The organism is Pukyongiella litopenaei (assembly GCF_003008555.2).
GTDB lineage: Bacteria > Pseudomonadota > Alphaproteobacteria > Rhodobacterales > Rhodobacteraceae > Pukyongiella > Pukyongiella litopenaei.
Window position 1 is genome coordinate 1,096,228 of sequence record NZ_CP027665.1, and the last position, 16,742, is coordinate 1,112,969.

Sequence of the window (16,742 nt, forward strand, 5' to 3'; positions counted from 1 at the left end):
GCCACGCGCCGCCCTTGCGCCGCTGTAAACAGCATCTGCCGTTCGCGCGCCACCCTCGGCGCGCATTTTTCCGCGCCGGTGCAGCGTCAAATCGACACCCGGTATCGCGCGGAAATCCGTCATTCCGCCGCCATCGCGCTCTGGGCCCGCGCCTTGGCGTTGGCCGAGAGTTCCGCCATCAACGCGCTGGCCCGCGCAATCGGGTTGGTCAGATAGAAATCGCGGACCGCGTAACGGAAATCCGCGTCGCCCAGCGGGCCGGTTTCCAGAGCCGGGCCCTGGTTTTCCGGCACCTCGTCGATCCGCGCCAGGTGCGGGACCGCCTCGACCAGCCGGTTGCGCAGCTGCGCGAGGGAATCGAACGGCAACGCGTTGCCCAGTTCCGCCGACAGGGCGCGCAGGATGGCCCAGTTTTCCTTGGCCTCGCCCGGCGCGAACCCGGCGCGCAGCGCCAGTTGCGGGCGGCCTTCGGTATTCACGAACAGGCCGGGTTCCTCGGTATAGGCCGCGCCGGGCAGGATCACGTCGGCGCGATGCGCCCCGCGATCGCCGTGGCTGCCCTGGTAGATGACAAAGGCACCCTCGCCGATCTCGACCTCGTCGGCACCGAGATTGTAGATCACGTCGGCGGCGCTCACCGTCTCCATGCCGCCCTCGCAGGTGGCATCGACATCCATCGCGCCCACCCGCCCGGCGGCGCTGTGCAGCACCAGCAACCCGCTGTCGGTATTGGCGGCGACGGTTTGCGCGGCGGCCAGCACCGCGGCCCCGTCCGCCTCGGTCAGCGCCCCCTGTCCGACGATCACCAGCGACCGGCGGCCGCGGATCTCGTCCGATCCGCCCATTTCAACCACCCGCGCCAGCGCCGCGCGGTCGGCGCCCATATGGGCGTAGTCATAGGTCAGATCGACAGCCGGGCCGACCAGCGCGATCTCGGCGCCATGACTCCAGGCCTTGCGGATGCGCGCATTCAGCACCGGCGCCTCGTCACGCGGATTGGTGCCGATCAGCAGGATGCGCTCGGCGTTGTCGATATCCTCGATCGCGGCGGTACCGGCATAGGCGGCACGGTTGCCTGCCGGCAGCCTCGCGGCATCGGTGCGGCATTCGACAACACCGCCCAGCCCCTCGATCATCTGCTTGAGCGCAAACGCCGCCTCGACCGGGGCTAGGTCCCCGACCAGTCCGGCGGCTTTTTCAGCCCCCTTCAGGGCTTCGGCCGCCTTGCCCAGCGCCTCGGCCCAGGTCGCGGGACGCAGCTTGCCGTTCTCGCGCAGATAGGGCTTGTCCAGCCGCTGGCGGCGCAGCCCGTCCCAGACGAAGCGGGTCTTGTCGGAAATCCATTCCTCGTTCACGCCGTCATGGTTGCGGGGCAGGAACCGCATCACCTCGCGGCCCTTGGTATCGACCCGGATGTTCGATCCCAGCGCGTCCATCACGTCGATGCTCTCGGTCTTGGTCAGTTCCCAGGGTCGGGCGGTGAAGGCATAGGGTTTCGACACCAGCGCGCCCACCGGGCACAGGTCGATGATGTTGCCCTGCAGGTTCGAATCGAGCGTCTCGCCGAGATAGGACGTGATCTCGGCATCCTCGCCGCGCCCGGTCTGGCCCATCTGGCTGATGCCCGCCACCTCGGTGGTGAAGCGCACGCAGCGGGTGCAGGAGATGCAGCGGGTCATATGGGTTTCGACCAGCGGCCCGAGATCGAGATCGTCCACCGCGCGCTTGGGCTCGCGGAACCGACTGAAATCGACGCCATAGGCCATCGCCTGGTCCTGCAGGTCGCATTCGCCGCCCTGATCGCAGATCGGGCAATCCAGCGGGTGGTTGATGAGCAGGAACTCCATCACCCCTTCGCGGGCCTTCTTGACCATCGGCGAATTGGTCCGGACCTCCGGCGCCTGGCCTTCGGGGCCGGGGCGCAGGTCCCGCACCTGCATGGCGCAGGAGGCCGCCGGTTTCGGCGGGCCGCCCACCACCTCGACCAGGCACATCCGGCAGTTGCCGGCAATCGACAGCCTTTCGTGGTAACAGAAACGCGGCACCTCCACCCCGGCCAGCTCGCAGGCCTGGATCAGGGTCATCGCCCCATCCACTTCGATCTCGTGTCCGTCGATGTTGACTTTGCGGAGGTCAGACATGGCTCTCACTTCGCTTTCAGTAGCACGCCGATGGCGCTGTTCTTCGCTATTTCCGCGCGCCCGTAGGCACAGAAGCTCTCGGGGTCATCGTAGCTGACGCCGTTCTGTTTCAGCAGCCGCTCGCCCTTGGCCCGCATCCGCGCCTTTTCGGCGTCGGAATCGACGAAGGCGCGGATCTCGTCATCGCTGTAGCCCAGATCGTTGGCCCGGCGGCGCAGCCGGTGCAGGATGCCGATGGCCTTGAACACCCGGCCGCCGATCCGGTCGCAATGATCGCGGATCTCGTCGGCGACGGCGATCGCGAATAACGGGTTCTCGATTTCCGGCACGTCGTTGAGCGACGGCTTGCCCTGCGCGATCGCGGGCGACGACGCCACCAGCACCAGCCACAGCGCCAGCCAGCGCGGGCGATATGAAAAACGCGGGCCGGTCACGACCTGCACCTGCCGCTGAAGGTCAGCGTGTCATCGACGATGGTCAGGCGCTGCGGATCGGTATCCGGCCCCACCGACCAGTCGATCTTCGACGTGCCATAATTCGAGATGCAATAGCGGGTGCCTTCGTAGCGTCCGGCCTCGCGCGCGCCGTCGAAGGAGGCGGACACACCCTTTACGGTGGTGGTGAAATCGGCCAGCGTGACCTTCTTGTCGACGGCGGCGGTCTTGGACCTGAAATAGACGCCGTCAAAGGCGATCCGGCCTTCGTCGCGCTTGAAGGTCGAACAGCCCGCCGGCACGACGACGGCAACGAGCGCGGCCAGCATCGCCGCCCGTGCCCCGCGTGCCGCGGTGAAACGATATGCGCGCCGCGGGCTCAAAACGCCGCCACGACCGCCGACAGCGCCAGCAGCACCATGCACAGCCAGCCCGCCACATAGGCAAAGCTGCGCGGCCCGCTATGCGGCTGCCCGATCCCGCGCAGATGCACCACCAGCATGACGATCCGGCTGACCAGCACCAGCGATGCCAGCCAGTTGACCCAGACCGGGCTGGCCCCTGCGAGAATCGCGGCGGCAGTCACCGCCACGAAGATCCCCAGCGTGTCCGAGCCGTTCTGGAACGCCCGGTGCAGCCGATAGGCCGGATCGGCGTAATCCGCCACCGGCTCGGCCCCCGGCGCCAGGCCCTGCGCGCCCTTGCGAAGGGCCGAAAGCGGGGACAGCGCCAGCACGATCAGCGCAAACAGCGCGACCGATGCGATGGCATGGGAATATGCGGCGAACGTGTCCATCGGGGCCTCCTATTCCGCGGCGACCGCGCTGATGCGGCCGGCCTGCTGCGCTTTGATCCGGTCCTCGATCTCATCGCGGAAATTGCGGATCAGACCCTGGATCGGCCAGGCCGCGGCATCGCCGAGCGCGCAGATGGTGTGGCCCTCGACCTGCTTGGTCACGTCGAACAGCATGTCGATTTCCTCGACCTCGGCCTGCCCTTTCACCAGACGGTCCATCACCCGCATCATCCAGCCGGTGCCTTCGCGGCAGGGCGTGCACTGACCGCAGCTTTCGTGTTTGTAGAACTTGGACAGCCGCCAGATCGCCTTGATGATATCGGTGGAATTGTCCATCACGATCACCGCCGCCGTGCCCAGGCTCGATCCCTTGTCGCGCAGGGCGTCGAAATCCATGATGGCGTCGCGCATGTTTTCGCCGCGCACGCAGGGCACCGACGAGCCGCCGGGGATCACCGCCTTGAGATTGTCCCAGCCGCCACGAATGCCGCCGCAATGGCGGTCGATCAGTTCCTCGAAGGTGATCGACATCGCCTCTTCGACGACGCAGGGGTTGTTCACATGGCCCGAAACCGCGAACAGCTTGGTGCCCGCGTTGTTCTGCCGCCCGAACGACGCGAACCAGTCGGCGCCCCGGCGCAGGATGGTGGGCACCACGGCGATCGATTCCACGTTGTTCACCGTGGTCGGGCAGCCGTAGAGCCCCGCCCCCGCCGGGAATGGCGGCTTCATCCGGGGCATGCCCTTCTTGCCTTCGAGGCTTTCCAGCAGCGCGGTTTCCTCGCCGCAGATATAGGCGCCGGCGCCGTGATGCAGGTAGAGATCGAAATCCCAGCCCGACCCGGCGGCGTTCTTGCCCAGCAGCCCGGCGTCATAGGCTTCGTCGATGGCCGCCTGCAATGCCTCGCGTTCGCGGATATATTCGCCGCGGATATAGATGTAGCAGGCATTGGCGTTCATCGCGAAGGACGCGATCAGGCAGCCTTCGATCAGCGTATGCGGATCGTGGCGCATGATTTCGCGGTCCTTGCAGGTGCCCGGCTCCGATTCGTCGGCATTGACCACCAGATAGGCGGGCCGCCCGTCGCTCTCCTTGGGCATGAAGGACCATTTCAGCCCGGTCGGGAATCCGGCACCGCCGCGCCCGCGCAGCCCTGAATCCTTCATGTTCTGGATGATCCAGTCGCGCCCCTTGGCAATAATGCCGGCGGTCCCGTCCCAATGGCCGCGCGCCCGCGCGCCAGCCAGCGTGCGGTCATGCATCCCGTAGAGATTGGTGAATATCCGGTCCTCGTCCTTCAGCATCGCGGCTATCCCTGATTATCCCGGCGCAACCGCCGGATTTGATAGATGTTGACCAAGGCCCAGACAAAGGCGGCCATCGCGGCGAAATAGAACAGCATCTCGTATCGCATCGGCAGGCCGAGCACGAATACCAGCCACGGCGCCAGCAGCGCGGCCACGCCGCCCGCCACGATCACCAGCGCGGTGATCCGTCCCCTGCGGGAAATGGCTGTGTCGACATCGTCTTGCATCGGCTCTTCGTCACCCTCCCCGGGCGCTCAGTCGTAAATCCCGTCATCCTTGGCGCGCCGGGCAAATTCGGTTTCCTCGCCCGCCGCCAGTTTCCCGGCCTGTTCGACCCAGCCATCGCGCTCGATCCGGCCCTTGAAGGTCAGCCGTTCATCGACCCAGGCGATATTCGCGGCAGTCCAGGCGGCGATCTGGTCGAAATGGTAGAAGCCCAGCTCATTGAGCGTCTGTTCCAGTTTCGGACCGACGCCCTTGAGCAGCTTGAGATCGTCGGGCTGGCCGCCACGGGCCGCCGTCAGAAGCTCGGGCGCGGCGTCGTCTGCCGTGGTTTGCGGCTGGTATTTCCACACCCCCTTGCGGGCGGCCAGGTCGGCCTGCCCGGGCAGTGCCGCCGAAGGCTTGATCGGCGATGACCCATCATCGGCGGTCGCTCTGGCCGGCACTGCCGCGGTTTTGCCCGGCGCCTCGGGGGCCGCCGGCGCGGCTTCGGCCACCGCCTCGGCAGCGGGTTGGTCCTTGCGCCAGGGGGTCAGCAGCGGCACCTCGGTGCCGTCGATCCGCTTGATCGTGTCGCCAAGGTCGACCGCCAACTGCACCGAGGCGTTATACTGCGTGTGCCCGCTCTCGAAATCCTTCAGGCTGGTCAGGCCGTTCAGCGGTTCGGCCGCATAGCGCCCGTTCTGCGGCCCCGGCACCGGCACCTTGCCGGCGGCCAGTTCGTCGAGGATCTCGGCAAAGCGCGCGGCGGTCAGGTCCTCGTAGTAATCCTTGCCGATCTGCGCCATCGGCGCATTGGCGCAGGACCCGAGACATTCGACCTCTTCCCAGGAAAACCGGCCATCGGCAGACAATTCATGCGGGTTGGCGGCGATCTTGTCCTTGCACACCGCCATCAGGTCCTCGGCGCCGCAGATCATGCAGGATGTGGTGCCGCAGACCTGCACATGCGCGACCGAACCGACCGGCTGCAACTGGAACATGAAATAGAAGCTCGCCACTTCGAGCACCCGGATATGGGCCATGCCCAGCATGTCGGCGACATGTTCGATGGCGGGCCGGGTCAGCCAGCCTTCCTGTTCCTGCGCCCGCCAGAGCAGCGGGATGACCGCCGAAGCCTGCCGGCCCTCGGGATACTTGGTGATCTGCCCTTCGGCCCAGGCCCGGTTGGCCGGGGTAAAGGCGAAGCTGTCAGGTTGGTCGTGGTAAAGGCGTCGCAGCATGGCGGTCCTCAGAGCATGGCGAAGAGGGACAGGAGCGCGCCGACCGCGGCCGCCCCGCCTCCGATAAGGTGAATCCAGTGCGGCTTGCCCGCGCGGGAATAGATGAAGGCGTCACCGAAACCGATCACGGCAAAGCCGAGCAGCAGCCCGAACAGCACGCTCGGCGCACCGATCCAGGCCGCCAGCAGCGCCAGCAGCGACAACCCCGCGTAACGCACCAGCAGCGCCTGCGGAAGATGATCCCTGTCGTGCTGGATCATCTTCAGACCGCGTTCCTTGCCGAGCGCGAGCAGGACGGTGACGGTGACCATCAGGGCCACGACCAGCCAGCCGACGATTGTGACGAGCGTGGAGAGCATCAGCGGTCAACCTCGCCGAACACGATATCCATGGTGCCGATGATGGCGGCGATATCGGCCAGCTGATGGCCCTTGGAGACATGGTCCATCGCCTGAAGGTGCATGTAGCCCGGCGCGCGCAGCTTGGCGCGATAGGGCCGGTTGGTGCCGTCGGAGACCATGTAGACCCCGAACTCGCCCTTGGGCGCCTCGACCCCGGCATAGACTTCGCCGGCGGGAACGTGGAACCCTTCGGTATAGAGCTTGAAGTGATGGATCAGGCTTTCCATCGACGTTTTCATGTCGCGGCGGTTCGGCGGCGTCAGCTTGCCCCGCGCCAGAACGTCGCCGGGTTCGGCGCGCAGCTTCTCGATCGCCTGCAGCATGATATGCACCGACTGGCGCATTTCCTCCATCCGCACCAGGTAGCGGTCGAAACAGTCGCCCTTGGTCCCGACGGGGATCTGGAAGTCGAATTCGCTGTAGCATTCATAGGGTTGCGACCGCCGCAGATCCCAGGCCAGACCCGAGCCGCGCGCCATGACGCCGGAGAACCCCCATTCCTGGATCGTGGTTTCATCCACCACGCCGATATCGACGTTGCGCTGCTTGAAGATCCGGTTCTCGGTCAGCAACCCGTCGATGTCGTCCAGCACCCTGGGGAAGGCATGGCACCAGGTCTCGATGTCGTCGATCAGCTCGGGCGGCAGGTCCTGATGGACGCCTCCGGGGCGGAAATAGGCCGCGTGAAGCCGCGCGCCGCTGGCGCGTTCGTAGAATATCATCAGCTTTTCGCGTTCCTCGAACCCCCAGAGCGGCGGGGTCAGCGCGCCGACGTCCATCGCCTGCGTGGTCACGTTCAGCAGGTGGTTCAGGATGCGGCCGATTTCGCAATACAGAACCCGGATCAGCGAGGCGCGGCGCGGCGCGGCCACACCGGTCAGCTTTTCGATGGCCAGGCACCAGGCATGTTCCTGGTTCATCGTGCCGACGTAGTCCAGCCGGTCCAGATAGGGCAGGTTCTGCAGGTAGGTGCGGCTTTCCATCAGCTTCTCGGTGCCGCGATGCAGCAGGCCGATATGCGGATCGCAGCGCTCGACGATCTCGCCGTCGAGTTCCAGCACCAGCCGCAGCACCCCGTGCGCCGCCGGGTGCTGGGGGCCGAAGTTGATGTTGAAGTTGCGGATCTTCTGTTCGCCGGTCAGCGCGTCTTCGAATCCCTTGGAGCCATCCATCAGCGTTTCTCCAGCTCTTGCAGCTTCATCGCCATCACCCACGCCAGAATGGGCACGCCAAGCGGGATCAGACACGCAGCGGCCCAATATTTGTTGATCCCGAAATGCGGCAGCAGTTTCAGCATCGGGATCGCGGTTAGCGCGCTGATCAGCCAGAACAGGCCGCCCATCACTTCGCCCCCGTATTTTCGTCCGATTTCTCGTCGCCCGGCAGGATGTACTCCGCACCTTCCCAGGGGCTCATGAAATCGAACTGCCGGTATTCCTGCACCAGCGACACCGGTTCATAGACCACGCGCTTGAGCGCCTCGTCATACCGCACCTCGGTATAGCCGGTGGTCGGAAAATCCTTGCGCAGCGGATGCCCGCGGAACCCGTAATCGGTCAGAATGCGGCGCAGGTCCGGATGGCCGGTGAAATGGATCCCGAACATGTCGAACACCTCGCGCTCGAGCCAGTTCGCGCAGGGATGCACCGAGGTGATCGACGGCACCGTGTCGCCGTCGCGGATCGCGACCCGCAGCCGGATGCGCTGGTTGGTGTACATCGACAGCAGGTGATAGACGACATCGAACCGTTTCGGCCGGTCGATATGGTCAACGGCGGTGATGTCCACCAGCGACGAGAACCGGCAGCCCTGGTCGGCCTTGAGATACTCGACGAAGGCGACGATGTTCGACGGCGTCACATCCATGTTCAGCTCGCCAAAGCTGACATCCCAGGACAGCACGCAGTCGTTGCGCTTGAGCGCGATTTCCTCGCCCAGGTTCTTCAGGTCCTCGCTCATCTCACGATCGTCCCCGTCCTGCGGATCTTGCGCTGAAGCTGCATCAGCCCGTAGAGCAGCGCCTCGGCGGTCGGCGGGCAGCCGGGCACATAGATGTCCACCGGCACGACCCGGTCGCAGCCCCGCACCACCGAATAGCTGTAGTGATAATAGCCGCCGCCATTGGCGCAGCTGCCCATGCTGATCACATAGCGCGGCTCGGGCATCTGGTCATAGACCTTGCGCAGCGCCGGGGCCATCTTGTTGGTCAGGGTACCGGCCACGATCATCACGTCCGACTGGCGCGGCGAGGCCCGCGGCGCGATGCCGAACCGTTCGGCGTCATAGCGCGGCATCGAGGTGTGCATCATCTCGACCGCGCAACAGGCCAGCCCGAAGGTCATCCAGTGCAGCGACCCGGTACGCGCCCAGTTGATGATGTCCTCGGTCGAGGTCAGCAGGAACCCCTTGTCCTGCAATTCGGTGTTCAGCGCCCTCGTGGCAACGTCCTTGTCCACGCCGGCGGCGTTGGTGGTGGTGGCTACGCCCATTCCATCGCCCCCTTCTTCCATTCGTAGGCAAAGCCGATGGTCAGCACCGCGAGGAACACCATCATCGACCAGAAGCCCACCATGCTCACATCCTTGAACGCCACCGCCCAGGGGAACAGGAACGCGATTTCAAGGTCGAAAATGATGAACAGGATCGACACAAGGTAGAAACGCACGTCGAATTTCATCCGCGCGTCGTCGAACGCGTTGAAGCCGCATTCGTAGGCGCTCACCTTTTCCGGGTCGGGATTGCGGACCGCCAGCACGATGGCCGCGAGGATCAGAACGATCCCGAGCCCGATGGCGACGACGAGAAACACGAGGATCGGGAAATATTCCCGCAACAGCTCTTCCACGAGTGGCTCCTTTCCCGCGCGCGTTCGGCGCGCCGTCAATTGGCGGTTGGCTCGATCTGCTGTCTATCCTTGCCAGTGCGGAGGGTCAACGGGGCCAACCCCGTTCACGCGGGCCGAATCGCCGCATCCCCGCAGTTACTTGCCGCGTATCCGGCAGCCCGGCTTCCGGTCGGCTTCCGGTCAGCTTCCGGCCTGCCAGCTTGGCTTGCGGCGGTCGAAAAAGGCACCGATTCCTTCCTGTGCCTCGTCGGTTTCCCAACGCGCGACCAGACCGCGAATGGTCGAATCGATCACCTCGGCATCGATGCGCGGGCCCAGATCGCGCGCCAGCCGCTTGGCCGCGGCCACCGCGCCGGGGGCGCAGGACAGGTAGGGGGCGACCTCGGCCTCGACCGCCGCCGCCAGGTCCCCGGCCGGAACCGCGCGTGCCAGCAGGCCCAGCCGCACGGCTTCTTCCGCGCCGAAGATGCGGGCGGACATGAACACGCGCCGCGCGTTGGCCTCGCCCATGCGCGCCAGCACATAGGGGCCGATCGTGGCCGGGATGATCCCCAGCCGGGTTTCGGTGAACCCCATCTTCAGGCTGTCGACGCCGATCGCCACGTCGCAGATGCTGGCGATGCCGACACCGCCGCCAAAGGCGTTGCCCTGCAACGCGCCGATCACCGGTTTGGGCAGCGCGTTCAGCGCGTTCAGCATCCCGGCCAGCTTGCGGGCCTCGACGAACCGGGTTTCGGAATCGGCGGCCATCTGCACCTGCATCCAGGCCAGGTCGCCACCGGCGCAGAAGGTCTTGCCCGCGCCGGTCAGCACCACCACCCGAACCGCGTCGTCATCGGCCAGCCGCGCCGCGGCACCGGTCAGCTCGTCGATCATCTGCGCCGACATCGCGTTGTGTTTTTCGACCCGGTTCAGGGTCAGCGCGGCCACGCCGCGTGCGTCGGTTTCCAGTTTCAGCGTCTCGTACATCCGGCTCATCCCTCCCGCATCGCCCGCGCCATCGCCGCGGCCTCGTTCACCACGTCCATGTCCAGCCCGGTGTCGTAACCCAGCCGCTCCAGATGCGCCGCGACCGCCTCGGTCGCCACGTTGCCCGATGCGCCCGGCGCATAGGGACAGCCGCCCAGCCCGCCGACGGCGGCATCGAACACCCGCACCCCCATGACCAGCGAGGCGTCGATATTGTCCAGCGCCCGCCCGGCGGTGTCGTGATAATGGCCGGCCAGCCGCGTCGCGGGCACCACGTCGCGCACCGCGGACAGCATCCGCGCGATGCTGTCGGGCGTGCCCTGCCCGATGGTGTCGCCCAGCGAGATCTCGTAACAGCCCATCCCGAACAGCCGGTCCGCCAGCGCGGCCACCGCGCCGGGATCGGTCGGCCCGTCGAACGGGCAGTCGGTCACGCAGGAGATATAGCCGCGCACCGGCAGGTCGATATGCCGCGCCGCCTCGAGGATCGGCACGAACCGGTCCACGGAGTCGGCCACCGTCGCGTTCAGGTTCGCCTTCGAAAACCCCTCGGAGGCCGAGGCGAACACCGCGATCTCGTCGGCCCGTGCCGCCAGCGCGTCGTCATAGCCGCGCATGTTCGGGGTCAGCGCCGCGTAGCGCACCCCCGGCGCGCGGGCGATGCCCGCCAGGACCTGCGCCGACCCGGCCATCTGCGGCACCCATTTCGGGCTGACGAAGGACGCGCATTCGATCCGCGAGAACCCGGCCCGGCTCAGGCAATCGACCAGCGCCACCTTTTCGGCCACCGGGATTTCGCGTTTTTCGTTCTGGAGCCCGTCGCGCGGCCCCACCTCGAAGATCTCGATCCGTTCCTTCATCGCGATGGTCCCCCCAATATCCTTTCTGGATCCCGTCTGGCCGGCTGCGACGCGCGCGCTCAGCCGTCTTCCTCCTCGAGCCGCACCAGCGCCGCGCCCGCCTCGACCTGGGCGCCCGCCTCGACCAGAACCTCGGCGATCACGCCGTCGCGGGCGGCCAGCAGCGAATGTTCCATCTTCATCGCCTCGAGCACCGCCAGCCGGTCGCCTTCGGCCACCGCCTGCCCGGGTTCCGCGTGGACCGATTTGACCAGGCCCGGCATCGGCGCCTCGACCAGGTTCCCGTCGCCGGTCGCGGCTTCGGCACGTTCCAGCGGATCCACGAGGTCAAAGGCAAGGCCGTAGCCGTCGAAGACCGTGGCCACGCCGCCGGCGACCGAGACATCGGGCATCACCTCGCCGCCGACCAGCCAGGTGCCGTCGGTGCGTTCGGCGATCACCTCGGTGCCCGCCGCCTGCCAGCGCTGGCGGTCGCGGGTCTCGACCTCGACCACGAGGTCGATCACCTCGCCGTCACGCGAGAGCGCGGCGCTGCGCCGCAGCGGCGCCCAGAGCGCAAACCCCATGTCACGCTGTTCGCGGTCGAGCCCGGTCGCGGCCATCGCCGCCGCCACCGCATGGCGCGGTTCGGGGGGCGGCGTTGCCGTCAGCGCGTCCAGATCGCGCCCGATCAGGCCGGTATCCACGTCGCCCGCCGCAAACCCGGCATGCCGGGTCAGCGCGCCGAGAAAGGCGAGGTTGGTCACCGTTCCCGCCACCTGCGTATGGCGCAGCGCCCGGTCCAGCCGCGCCAGCGCCACCGCGCGGGTCGATCCGTGTACGATCACCTTGGAGATCATCGGATCGTACCACGGGCTGATCGTGTCGCCGCTGCGCACGCCGCTGTCGGCGCGGCACCCGTCGGGAAAGGCCAGATGCGTGAGCGTGCCGGTCGCGGGCAAGAAGCCCTTGGGCACATCCTCGGCATAGAGCCGCGCCTCGAAGGCATGACCGGTAATGGCCAGGTCCTCCTGCCGGGCGGGCAGCGCTTCGCCCGAGGCGACCCGCAGCTGCCATTCCACCAGGTCGACGCCGGTGATCGCCTCGGTCACCGGGTGTTCCACCTGCAGGCGGGTGTTCATCTCCATGAACCAGAACCGGTCGGCGCGCAGCCCCTCGGAGGCATCGACGATGAACTCGACCGTGCCCGCGCCCCGATAGCCGATCGCCTCGGCCGCGCGAACGCCGGCCTCGCCCATCGCGGCCCGCATGTCCGCGGTCATGCCGGGGGCGGGGGCTTCCTCGATCACCTTCTGATGGCGGCGCTGCAGCGAACAGTCGCGTTCGAACAGGTGCACGGCATGGGTGCCGTCGCCAAAGACCTGCACCTCGATATGGCGGGGCTTGGTCACGAATTTCTCGACCAGCACCGCGTCATTGCCGAAGGCGGTCCGCGCCTCGCCGCGCGCGCTGTCGAGCGCGGCGGCGAAATCCCCGGCCGTCTCGACCAGCCGCATTCCCTTGCCGCCGCCGCCCGCGACCGCCTTGATCAGCACCGGATAACCGATCCGGCCTGCCTCGGCCGCCAGATGCGCGGGGTCCTGGTTGTCGCCGTGATAGCCGGGCACCACCGGCACGCCCGCCGCCTCCATCAGTTTCTTGGCGGCGTCCTTGAGGCCCATCTTGCGGATCGCGTCGGCCGAGGGACCGATGAAGGTCAGCCCGGCGGCCTCGACCGCCTCGACGAAATCGGGGTTCTCGGACAGGAAACCATAGCCGGGATGGATCGCCTGCGCGCCAGTTTCGCGGGCCGCCGCGATGATCGCCTCGCCGCGCAGGTAGCTGTCGGCGGGGGCCGGGCCGCCGATATGCACCGCACGGTCCGCCATCGCCACATGCCGGGTGCCGGCATCCGCGTCCGAATAGACCGCAACGCAGCGCACGCCGATCTTCTGGGCGGTTTCCATCACCCGGCAGGCGATTTCGCCGCGGTTGGCGATCAGGATCGTGTCAAACATGGGTCTGTTCCCTTGTTGTCTGCCGGAACCGGGGGCGCCTGCCCCCGGACCCCCGGGGATATTTTCGGCAAGAGGAAAGGATCACATCCGGAATACGCCGAAACGGGTGGGTTCAATCGGTGCGTTCAGCGCCGCCGAAAGCGACAATGCCAGCACGTCGCGGGTGCGGCGGGGGTCGATCACGCCGTCATCCCAGAGCCGGGCCGAGGCGTAGAGCGGGTGCGACTGGTGGTCGAACATCTCCAGCGTCGGGCGCTTGAATTCTGCCTCGTCCTCGGCCGACCAGGTGCCGCCCTGCCGTTCGATCCCGTCGCGCCGGACCGTGGCCAGCACGCCGGCGGCCTGTTCGCCGCCCATCACCGAGATCCGCGAATTGGGCCAGGTCCACAGGAAGCGGGGCGAATAGGCGCGCCCGGCCATGCCGTAATTGCCCGCGCCGAACGATCCGCCGACCAGCAGGGTGATCTTGGGCACGCTGGTGGTGGCGACGGCGGTGACCATCTTGGCCCCGTGCCGCGCGATGCCTTCGTTTTCGTAGCGTTTGCCGACCATGAAGCCGGTGATGTTCTGCAGAAACACCAGCGGGATGCCGCGCTGGCTGCACAGTTCGATGAAATGCGCGCCCTTCTGGGCGGATTCCGAGAACAGCACGCCGTTGTTGGCGACGATCCCGACCGGGCAGCCGCGCAGGTGGGCAAAGCCGGTCACCAGCGTTTCGCCGAAGCGCGGTTTGAATTCGTCGAACCGCGACCCGTCCACCACGCGGGCGATCACCTCGCGGATGTCGTAGGGCGTGCGCAGGTCGGCAGGCACCACGCCGAGGATTTCCTCGGGGTCATAGGCGGGCGGTTCGGGCGTTTCCCACTGCACCGTGTCCGGCCTGGCGATATTCAGCGAGGCAACCGCGCGCCGCGCCAGCGCCAGCGCGTGGGCGTCATCCTCGGCCAGGTAGTCGGCCACGCCGGACAGGCGCGTATGCACGTCGCCGCCGCCGAGATCCTCGGCGCTGACCACCTCGCCGGTGGCGGCCTTGACTAGCGGCGGGCCGGCCAGAAAGATTGTCCCCTGTTCGCGCACGATGATGGTCACGTCCGACATTGCCGGCACATAGGCGCCGCCGGCGGTGCAGGAGCCCATGACCACGGCGATCTGCGGAATGCCCCTGGCGGACATGTTGGCCTGGTTGTAGAAGATGCGCCCGAAATGGTCGCGGTCGGGGAAAACCTCGTCCTGGTTGGGCAGGTTGGCGCCGCCGCTGTCGACCAGGTAGATGCAGGGCAGCCGGTTGGTTTCGGCGATCTCCTGCGCCCGCAGGTGTTTCTTGACCGTCGTCGGGTAGTAGGTGCCGCCCTTCACGGTGGCGTCGTTGCAGACCACCATGACCTCGCGGCCCTGCACCCGGCCGATCCCCGCGATCACGCCCGCGCAGGGGGCGGCGCCGTCATACATGCCATGGGCCGCGGTGGCGCCGATTTCCAGGAACGGCGCACCGGGATCGAGCAGGTTGGCCACCCGTTCGCGCGGCAGCATCTTGCCCCGCGACAGATGGCGGTCGCGCGCCTTGTCACCGCCGCCCAGCGCGGCCTGCCGGGCCGCGGTGGCAATGGTTTCCAACGCTTCGAGATGGGCGGCCCGGTTGGCCCTGAACCCTTCCGAGGTGGTGATGGCCCTGGATGCGAGTTTCACTGTGCAGCCTCCGTTTCCGCCGCGGCGCGGCCGTTGGTTTCCTCACCGGGCACGTCCAGCCGCGCCCGCCGCATCGCCTAGTCGCCCAGCCATGCGCCCTGTTCGAGCGCCAGCGCCTGCTGGCCGGTGCGGTTCATCAGGCAGGCATGGAGCGCCGGACCGGCGCCGGTGCCCCCGGACCACAGCGCGCTCTCGAAATCGCAGGCCGCGTCGCGAAAGACGATCCAGGCCTGCTGCATCCGCTGCAGCGCCGGGGCGATCCCGGGGCCGCTGGCGCCGGAGGCCGTGTTTTCGGCATCGCTGGCGCGGGCCCGGTCCATCAGGTCCCGGTAGGCGGCGTTCAGGCGGTCGTCCCAGTAGAGCAGTTCCTGTTCCAGGCAATAGCCCGACCCGGCCGTGGTGCCGCCGCCGGGTGTTTCCATGCAGGTATCGGCCGAGGCCCCGATGCACATCGTTTCGAACATCGGATCCTTGGCGCTGGCGAGGCAGCGTTCGGTATCCTCGACCGACCAGGAAATATCCTGCGCCAGCGCCGGAGCCGCCGCCAGACAGACAATCACGGGATAGAGCCGTCCATACATCATTGCCAATCCCTCGGTTGGATCATGCGCCGCGCCGCCACCGGGACGGCACGACACGCCATCAGCGCGGTGATGGCGCCGGCCGGTTTCATCCCATCGAACCCATCAGTTCGCGGCCAACCAGCATCCGGCGAATTTCCGAGGTGCCGGCGCCGATCTCCATCAGCTTGGCATCGCGGAAGATGCGGGCGACCGGGGCATCGTTCAGGAACCCGGCGCCGCCCATGGCCTGCACCGCCTGATGCGCCTGGGTCATCGCCGCCTCGGAGGCATAGAGACAGCAGGCCGCCGCGTCCTGGCGGGTCACGTCCCCCCGATCGCAGGCCTTCGCCACTTCGTAGATATAGGCCCGCGCCGAGTTCATCGCCGCATACATGTCGGCGATCTTGCCCTGCATCAGCTGGAACGACCCGATCGGCTTGCCGAACTGCTTGCGCTCGGACAGGTAGGGCATGATTTCGTCGAGACAGGCGGCGATGATCCCGGTGCCGATCCCGGCCAGCACCACCCGTTCGTAATCCAGGCCCGACATCAGCACCGCCACACCCTTGCCCTCGGCGCCCAGCACGTTGTCGAACGGCACCTCGACATCCGCAAAGATCAGTTCGGCCGTGTTCGACCCCCGCATCCCCAGCTTGTCGAAATGGGGCGAGGTCGAGAACCCGGTGAACTGCTTTTCGATCAGGAAGGCGGTGATGCCCTTGCTGCCCGCCTCGGGATCGGTCTTGGCATAGACCACCAGCGTATCGGCGTCGGGGCCGTTGGTGATCCAGTATTTGTTGCCGTTGAGCCGGTAGTGGTCGTTACGCTTCTCGGCGCGCAGCTTCATCGACACCACGTCGGAACCGGCACCGGCCTCGGACATGGCCAGCGCGCCGACATGATCGCCCGAGATCAGGCCGGGCAGGTATTTCCGTTTCTGTTCATCGGTGCCGTTCAGCTTGATCTGGTTGACACAGAGGTTGGAATGGGCGCCGTAGCTGAGCGATACGCTGGCCGAGGCCCGCGCGATTTCCTCGACCGCGATCACATGCGCGAGATAGGACATGCCCGCGCCGCCATATTCCTCGGGCACGGTGATCCCCAGCAGGCCCAGATCGCCCATTTCCTTCCAGAGCTCATTGGGAAACGCATTGGTGCTGTCGATCCCGGCGGCCAGCGGCTTGACCCGTTCCTGCGCCCAGCGATGCACCATCTCGCGCAGCGCGTTCACATCCTCGCCCAGGTCGAACTGCATGCTGGCGTTGAACATCGGCCTCTCCCTCCGGATTTATTGAAC

At 66.9% G+C, this 16,742-nt stretch carries 19 protein-coding genes; all 19 read right to left on the reverse strand.

The window, feature by feature from the left end:
• Positions 1-119: 119 nt before the first annotated feature.
• Positions 120-2,141 (reverse strand): NADH-quinone oxidoreductase subunit NuoG, encoded by a 2,022-nt coding sequence (gene nuoG, locus C6Y53_RS05475; protein WP_106471518.1) that lies wholly within the window; start codon positions 2,139-2,141, stop codon positions 120-122.
• 5 nt (positions 2,142-2,146) lie between these two features.
• Complete coding sequence (locus C6Y53_RS05480; RefSeq protein WP_106473969.1) at positions 2,147-2,539, reverse strand: DUF5333 domain-containing protein; 393 nt, start codon at positions 2,537-2,539, stop codon at positions 2,147-2,149.
• A gap of 32 nt (positions 2,540-2,571) precedes the next feature.
• Positions 2,572-2,904 (reverse strand): hypothetical protein, encoded by a 333-nt coding sequence (locus tag C6Y53_RS05485; RefSeq protein ID WP_106471519.1) that lies wholly within the window; start codon positions 2,902-2,904, stop codon positions 2,572-2,574.
• Positions 2,905-2,954: 50 nt separating this feature from the next.
• Positions 2,955-3,371, reverse strand: coding sequence for an MAPEG family protein (locus C6Y53_RS05490; protein ID WP_106471520.1), 417 nt, complete (start codon positions 3,369-3,371; stop codon positions 2,955-2,957).
• 9 nt (positions 3,372-3,380) lie between these two features.
• The gene (nuoF, locus tag C6Y53_RS05495) at positions 3,381-4,676 is read right to left on the reverse strand and encodes an NADH-quinone oxidoreductase subunit NuoF (RefSeq protein ID WP_106471521.1); all 1,296 of its coding nucleotides are present in this window, start codon (positions 4,674-4,676) and stop codon (positions 3,381-3,383) included.
• Positions 4,677-4,681: 5 nt separating this feature from the next.
• The gene (locus C6Y53_RS05500) at positions 4,682-4,906 is read right to left on the reverse strand and encodes a DUF5337 domain-containing protein (RefSeq protein ID WP_106471522.1); all 225 of its coding nucleotides are present in this window, start codon (positions 4,904-4,906) and stop codon (positions 4,682-4,684) included.
• 27 nt (positions 4,907-4,933) lie between these two features.
• Entirely contained in the window at positions 4,934-6,124 is a 1,191-nt protein-coding gene (locus tag C6Y53_RS05505) for an NADH-quinone oxidoreductase subunit E (RefSeq protein ID WP_106471523.1), read from the reverse strand.
• 8 nt (positions 6,125-6,132) lie between these two features.
• The gene (locus C6Y53_RS05510) at positions 6,133-6,483 is read right to left on the reverse strand and encodes a hypothetical protein (RefSeq protein WP_106471524.1); all 351 of its coding nucleotides are present in this window, start codon (positions 6,481-6,483) and stop codon (positions 6,133-6,135) included.
• Positions 6,483-7,697: an NADH-quinone oxidoreductase subunit D gene (locus tag C6Y53_RS05515; RefSeq protein WP_106471525.1), complete on the reverse strand. Its 1,215-nt coding sequence runs from the start codon at positions 7,695-7,697 to the stop codon at positions 6,483-6,485. The genes C6Y53_RS05510 and C6Y53_RS05515 overlap by 1 nt, the downstream gene beginning before the upstream one ends.
• Positions 7,697-7,867 carry a hypothetical protein gene (locus tag C6Y53_RS20940; protein WP_211299463.1) on the reverse strand — a complete coding sequence of 57 codons (171 nt, stop codon included), beginning with the start codon at positions 7,865-7,867 and terminating at the stop codon, positions 7,697-7,699. Before C6Y53_RS20940 ends, C6Y53_RS05515 begins: the two co-directional genes overlap by 1 nt.
• Positions 7,867-8,484, reverse strand: a complete 618-nt coding sequence (locus tag C6Y53_RS05520) for an NADH-quinone oxidoreductase subunit C (protein ID WP_106471526.1) — start codon at positions 8,482-8,484, stop codon at positions 7,867-7,869. The genes C6Y53_RS20940 and C6Y53_RS05520 overlap by 1 nt, the downstream gene beginning before the upstream one ends.
• Positions 8,481-9,014: a NuoB/complex I 20 kDa subunit family protein gene (locus C6Y53_RS05525; RefSeq protein ID WP_106471527.1), complete on the reverse strand. Its 534-nt coding sequence runs from the start codon at positions 9,012-9,014 to the stop codon at positions 8,481-8,483. The genes C6Y53_RS05520 and C6Y53_RS05525 overlap by 4 nt, the downstream gene beginning before the upstream one ends.
• Complete coding sequence (locus C6Y53_RS05530) at positions 9,005-9,370, reverse strand: NADH-quinone oxidoreductase subunit A (protein WP_106471528.1); 366 nt, start codon at positions 9,368-9,370, stop codon at positions 9,005-9,007. Before C6Y53_RS05530 ends, C6Y53_RS05525 begins: the two co-directional genes overlap by 10 nt.
• A gap of 180 nt (positions 9,371-9,550) precedes the next feature.
• Entirely contained in the window at positions 9,551-10,339 is a 789-nt protein-coding gene (locus C6Y53_RS05535) for a crotonase/enoyl-CoA hydratase family protein (protein WP_106471529.1), read from the reverse strand.
• A gap of 5 nt (positions 10,340-10,344) precedes the next feature.
• Positions 10,345-11,199 carry a hydroxymethylglutaryl-CoA lyase gene (locus tag C6Y53_RS05540; protein WP_106471530.1) on the reverse strand — a complete coding sequence of 285 codons (855 nt, stop codon included), beginning with the start codon at positions 11,197-11,199 and terminating at the stop codon, positions 10,345-10,347.
• Positions 11,200-11,258: 59 nt separating this feature from the next.
• Positions 11,259-13,196: an acetyl/propionyl/methylcrotonyl-CoA carboxylase subunit alpha gene (locus C6Y53_RS05545; RefSeq protein ID WP_106471531.1), complete on the reverse strand. Its 1,938-nt coding sequence runs from the start codon at positions 13,194-13,196 to the stop codon at positions 11,259-11,261.
• An 81-nt stretch (positions 13,197-13,277) separates the two neighbouring features.
• On the reverse strand, positions 13,278-14,882 hold the full coding sequence (locus C6Y53_RS05550; RefSeq protein WP_106471532.1) for a carboxyl transferase domain-containing protein: 1,605 nt from the start codon (positions 14,880-14,882) through the stop codon (positions 13,278-13,280).
• Positions 14,883-14,959: 77 nt separating this feature from the next.
• A complete protein-coding gene (locus C6Y53_RS05555; RefSeq protein WP_106471533.1) occupies positions 14,960-15,466 on the reverse strand; it encodes a lysozyme inhibitor LprI family protein in 507 nt (168 codons plus the stop codon).
• Between the two features lie 85 nt (positions 15,467-15,551).
• Positions 15,552-16,715 carry an isovaleryl-CoA dehydrogenase gene (locus tag C6Y53_RS05560; protein WP_106471534.1) on the reverse strand — a complete coding sequence of 388 codons (1,164 nt, stop codon included), beginning with the start codon at positions 16,713-16,715 and terminating at the stop codon, positions 15,552-15,554.
• Between the last annotated feature and the right edge of the window lie 27 nt (positions 16,716-16,742).

Coding starts and splice junctions, on each gene's coding strand:
- nuoG (WP_106471518.1), bottom strand. CDS start 2,141: ATGTCTGACCTCCGCAAAGTCAACATCGACGGACACGAGATCGAAGTG.
- C6Y53_RS05485 (WP_106471519.1), bottom strand. CDS start 2,904: ATGCTGGCCGCGCTCGTTGCCGTCGTCGTGCCGGCGGGCTGTTCGACC.
- C6Y53_RS05490 (WP_106471520.1), bottom strand. CDS start 3,371: ATGGACACGTTCGCCGCATATTCCCATGCCATCGCATCGGTCGCGCTG.
- nuoF (WP_106471521.1), bottom strand. CDS start 4,676: ATGCTGAAGGACGAGGACCGGATATTCACCAATCTCTACGGGATGCAT.
- C6Y53_RS05500 (WP_106471522.1), bottom strand. CDS start 4,906: ATGCAAGACGATGTCGACACAGCCATTTCCCGCAGGGGACGGATCACC.
- C6Y53_RS05505 (WP_106471523.1), bottom strand. CDS start 6,124: ATGCTGCGACGCCTTTACCACGACCAACCTGACAGCTTCGCCTTTACC.
- C6Y53_RS05510 (WP_106471524.1), bottom strand. CDS start 6,483: ATGCTCTCCACGCTCGTCACAATCGTCGGCTGGCTGGTCGTGGCCCTG.
- C6Y53_RS05515 (WP_106471525.1), bottom strand. CDS start 7,697: ATGGATGGCTCCAAGGGATTCGAAGACGCGCTGACCGGCGAACAGAAG.
- C6Y53_RS20940 (WP_211299463.1), bottom strand. CDS start 7,867: ATGGGCGGCCTGTTCTGGCTGATCAGCGCGCTAACCGCGATCCCGATG.
- C6Y53_RS05520 (WP_106471526.1), bottom strand. CDS start 8,484: ATGAGCGAGGACCTGAAGAACCTGGGCGAGGAAATCGCGCTCAAGCGC.
- C6Y53_RS05525 (WP_106471527.1), bottom strand. CDS start 9,014: ATGGGCGTAGCCACCACCACCAACGCCGCCGGCGTGGACAAGGACGTT.
- C6Y53_RS05535 (WP_106471529.1), bottom strand. CDS start 10,339: ATGTACGAGACGCTGAAACTGGAAACCGACGCACGCGGCGTGGCCGCG.
- C6Y53_RS05540 (WP_106471530.1), bottom strand. CDS start 11,199: ATGAAGGAACGGATCGAGATCTTCGAGGTGGGGCCGCGCGACGGGCTC.
- C6Y53_RS05545 (WP_106471531.1), bottom strand. CDS start 13,196: ATGTTTGACACGATCCTGATCGCCAACCGCGGCGAAATCGCCTGCCGG.
- C6Y53_RS05555 (WP_106471533.1), bottom strand. CDS start 15,466: ATGATGTATGGACGGCTCTATCCCGTGATTGTCTGTCTGGCGGCGGCT.
- C6Y53_RS05560 (WP_106471534.1), bottom strand. CDS start 16,715: ATGTTCAACGCCAGCATGCAGTTCGACCTGGGCGAGGATGTGAACGCG.